Origin of the sequence: Frankia tisae (assembly GCF_025403405.1) — a bacterium.
GTDB classification, from domain to species: domain Bacteria; phylum Actinomycetota; class Actinomycetes; order Frankiales; family Frankiaceae; genus Frankia; species Frankia tisai.
On record NZ_JANEZT010000800.1, the window covers coordinates 1 to 470 of the forward strand.

At 72.3% G+C, this 470-nt stretch carries 1 protein-coding gene; it reads left to right on the top strand.

The annotated features are described in order from the left end of the window. Positions 1-409: aspartate/glutamate racemase family protein (locus NBZ85_RS31745; RefSeq protein WP_498041290.1), on the top strand; the 409-nt coding region annotated here is incomplete at its 5' end. Positions 410-470: the final 61 nt, after the last annotated feature.

A 470-nucleotide genomic window follows, 5' to 3' on the forward strand; every position in this document is an offset into this window, starting at 1 on the left:
GCACACCCGCGCGTGCCCGTCGTTCGTGGACTTCGTGGAGGCCGGGGTGACCGGCGGCGACGAGCTGCTGGCCGCCGCCCACGAGTACCTCGACCCGTTGACCGCCGCGGGCGTGGACACCCTCGTCCTCGGCTGCACGCACTACCCGCTGCTGACCGCGGTCATCTCCTACGTGATGGGGGAGGAGGTCAGCCTGGTCTCGAGCGCCGAGGAGTGCGCCAAGGACGTCTACCGGGTGCTGGCCGACACGGGGCTGATGCGCGCGGGGGGCGACCCCGCGTACCGTTTCTGGACCACCGGCTCGCCCGAGCAGTTCGAGACGATCGGGCGGCGCTTCCTGGGTCCCGAGATGGTCACGGCGGCGCAGTACGCCGGCGGACGCACACCGGTCGGGGGGAGACCAGGATGAGGCTGACGGTGATCGGCTGCTCGGGGTCCTACCCCGGGCCCGACAGCCCGGCGAGCTGCTA